Consider the following 3533-nt stretch of genomic DNA (forward strand, 5'->3'; position numbering starts at 1 on the left):
AGTTGGCGTCCAGCGCCGCCCTGCATTCCAAAACCTCGAAACGGTTGGCGGGGATCAGAATGGCCTTGGAGGGCTCGTCCATTCGGTGGTTGGCGCGGCCGATGCGCTGCGCCAGCCGGCTGGCGCCCTTCGGCGCGCCTACGTGCACGACGAGGTCGACATCGCCCCAGTCTATGCCGAGGTCGAGCGTCGAGGTGGCGACGATGGCGCGCAGCGCGTTCTCGCCCATCGCCTTCTCGACCCGCCGGCGCTGGGCAACGTCCAGCGAGCCGTGGTGGAGAGCGATCGGCAAGGTGTCCTCGTTGACACGCCACAATTCCTGGAACAGCAGCTCCGCCTGGCTGCGGGTGTTGACGAACAGCAGGGTGGTCTTGTGACGCTTGATCTCGCGGTAGATTTCCGGCGTGGCGTAGCGCGCCGAATGTCCGGCCCACGGCACCCGCTCTTCCGAATCGAGAATGGTGATTTCGGGTTTCGCGCCGCCGGTAACGACGATCAGTTCCGACATTCCCCCCGGTGGATTCTGGCCGATCAGCCAGCGCCGCAACTCATCGGGCTCGGCCACCGTCGCCGACAGGCCGATCGTCTGCAGGCCGGGGACAAAGGTGCGCAGCCTCGCCAGCCCGAGCGCCAGCAGGTGGCCGCGCTTCGACGTCACCAAGGAATGCAGTTCATCGAGCACCACATAACGCAGGTCCTGGAAGAAACGTTTGGCGTCGCCAGCCGCGATCAGCAGCGCCAGTTGCTCGGGCGTGGTGAGCAGGATGTCGGGGGGCACAAGCTTCTGGCGCTGGCGCTTGTGCGCCGGCGTGTCGCCCGTTCGCGTCTCGATGGTGACAGGCAGGCCGATCTCTTCGACGGGCTTGCCCAGATTGCGCTCGATGTCGACGGCCAGCGCCTTCAGCGGCGAAATGTAAAGCGTATGGATGCCGCGCCGCGCCTGTCCCGGCTTTCGTTTCGGCCGATCCGCCAGTTCGGTCAAGGACGGCATGAACCCAGCGAGCGTCTTGCCCGCCCCGGTTGGAGCGATCAGCAGCACCGACTGTCCACCTTGAGCCTTCGCCAGGAGCTCGATCTGATGGGCGCGCGGCGACCACCCTTTCTCACCAAACCACCTGAGGAATGGTTCGGGCAGGATCACGGCGGCATTCTGGTCGGAGAGGCGCGGCTGCTCTGTCACCCGCCAGAGGTAGCGCGGCGAAAGACAATCGCCAAGGAGAATCGGAACAAAAGGGGATCGAGGAGAGGGCCCCTCTCGCCGTCACTTTACGAAGAGAGGATGCCGGCAGGCAGGTGAGGGGCAGCGCCAGCGATCACAAATTGGGTGTTGTCGCGATCACTCGCAGGCTCGCGCTGCCCCTCATCCGCCCTTCGGGCTCCTTCTCCCCGAATAGTGACGGGAGAAGGAGAAGGCTTACGGCCTTCTGAACCCCGTCGGGCCGCCATAGAGATAACCGATGCGGGCGATCGCATCCTTCAGTCCTTCGCGCGATACAAGCATGGTATGGCCATTGGCGTGGATCATGGTGTCGGCGTCGGCCATGACCGCGACATGCCCCTTCCAGAACACGAGGTCGCCGCGGCGCAGTCCGGCATAGTCCGGACCAGGCTCAAGGGGCTCGCCGAGGGTCGCCGCCTGCATGTCGGAATCGCGTAGTACGTCCCTTCCGGCCATGCGCATGGACAATTGCACGAGGCCCGAACAGTCGATGCCGAAACCGGAGACCCCGCCCCAGAGATAGGGCGTGCCGAGAAACATCTCGGCCATCGAGACGTAGTCGGCGGCGACATCACCGAGCGGCCGCAGGTGACCAGCAATGACAGCCTCGCCGGACGGCAAGACGGCATAGTGCGTGCCACGCGTCTCGGCGGCGCCCACCACGGTCACTGTCGATCCCATGGACAGCTGTCCTTCGATCGGAAATCGCAGGTCCGGCCCAGGATAGAGGAAGGTGCGGGGAACCGAGACGATATGGGTAGGCTCATAATCCCGTCCGCCCAGCATGGTATCAGCGACATAGCCGACATAGCCGTCACGCTCGGCCTGAACCCAGGCCCAGCCTTCGGCGACTTCGAAAACCACGACGTCATCACCGAACAGGATTTGCGTGTTGACGCCGGCATCCGGACGCGGCGCCTTGCGCATATCGGCCACGGACGCGATGATCCGCGCCGGCCTGCCAGCAACAAACCGATCGGCGGCAACCTCGCCCTCCAGCCTTGCATCGGCAAGGTCGGAGCGGAAGGCGTGAAGGCGGGAATCCCTGGCGGTCAAATCGGCTCCGTCGAATGGCAAGTGGGTCAGATCGGCAGTTCGCTGGCTTTGGCGATGATACCATCACCGAAACGCTCGACAAAGAGCGCGCCCTCGACCGTGCGCCTGATCAGCACATTGCGCTTGTCGAGTTCGTCTCGGTGGCGTGACACCAGTTTCAACGCACCCATCGTGTCGAGCGCGCGGGTGATGACCGGCTTGGTGACGTTGAGGCGGGCGGCGAGCCCGCGCACCGTATGCGGCGGCGCATCGAGATAGATGGTGAACAGGATCGCCGTCTGTCGCATGGTCAGATCGGGTTCATCGTTGCGCACCTGCGACAGCATCACCTGCTGCCACAGTCGCAAGGCCTGGCTTGGGCGCATCGCAATCGGCATCCCGCCATCATGACGGCAAATTGTTTCGGTTCCGTTTCAGTTTCAGCGGTTCGCGGGGCCTGCCTGGGTCCATCAGCCGAAGCGTGCCGAGATGATCCGCTCCAGCGCGCGGATGCCTTGCGCCTCACCGCCGGCCGGGCCGTACGGACGGTCCGAAGGGTTCCAGGCGAAGATGTCGAAATGCGCCCAGCTCGCGGTCCTGTCGACAAAGCGTTTGAGAAACAGTGCCGCTGTGATCGATCCCGCGAACCCGTCGGTGGTGACATTGTTGATGTCGGCGATCCTCGACGACAGTTTGGCGTCGTAAGGCCGCCACAGCGGCATGCGCCACAGCGGATCGCCGACCGCGAGCGATGCGGCCGCCAGGTCCGACGCCAGGGCTTCGTCGCCTGTGTAGAACGGCGGCAGGTCGGGGCCGAGGGCGACGCGGGCGGCCCCGGTCAGCGTCGCCATGTCGACCAGGAGTTGCGGCTCCTCGGCGTCGGCCAGCGCCAGAGCGTCGGCCAGAACCAGCCTCCCTTCAGCATCTGTATTGCCGATCTCGACAGTGATCCCTTTGCGGCTTGTCAGCACGTCGCCGGGTCGGAAGGCGTTGCCGGCAATCGAGTTCTCGACGGCGGGAATGAGCACGCGCAACCGCAGGTTCAACCCAGAGGCCATGACCATCGAGGCCAGGCCAAGGATATTGGCCGCGCCGCCCATGTCCTTCTTCATCAACAGCATGCCGGACGACGGCTTGATGTCGAGGCCGCCCGTGTCGAAACAGACACCCTTGCCGACCAGCGTCACCTTGGGCGCGCCCTCCGGCCCCCAGCTCATGTCGATCAGGCGCGGCGCCTCTGCCGACGCACGGCCGACCGCATGGATCATCGGGAAGTTCT

General features: G+C 64.9%; 4 protein-coding genes. All 4 read right to left on the reverse strand.

Features of this window, described 5'->3' with window-relative positions:
• On the reverse strand, nucleotides 1-1180 hold a 1180-nt coding region (locus WC739_RS24960), incomplete at its 3' end, for a DEAD/DEAH box helicase (RefSeq protein ID WP_372955658.1).
• A gap of 234 nt (nucleotides 1181-1414) precedes the next feature.
• Nucleotides 1415-2275: a C40 family peptidase gene (locus tag WC739_RS24965; RefSeq protein ID WP_372955659.1), complete on the reverse strand. Its 861-nt coding sequence runs from the start codon at nucleotides 2273-2275 to the stop codon at nucleotides 1415-1417.
• Nucleotides 2276-2301: 26 nt separating this feature from the next.
• A complete protein-coding gene (locus tag WC739_RS24970; RefSeq protein WP_372955660.1) occupies nucleotides 2302-2652 on the reverse strand; it encodes a MarR family winged helix-turn-helix transcriptional regulator in 351 nt (116 codons plus the stop codon).
• Between the two features lie 72 nt (nucleotides 2653-2724).
• A partial coding sequence (locus tag WC739_RS24975) for a M17 family metallopeptidase (RefSeq protein WP_372955661.1) occupies nucleotides 2725-3533 on the reverse strand: 809 nt, incomplete at its 5' end.

This window comes from Mesorhizobium sp., assembly GCF_041661565.1.
GTDB lineage: Bacteria > Pseudomonadota > Alphaproteobacteria > Rhizobiales > Rhizobiaceae > Mesorhizobium.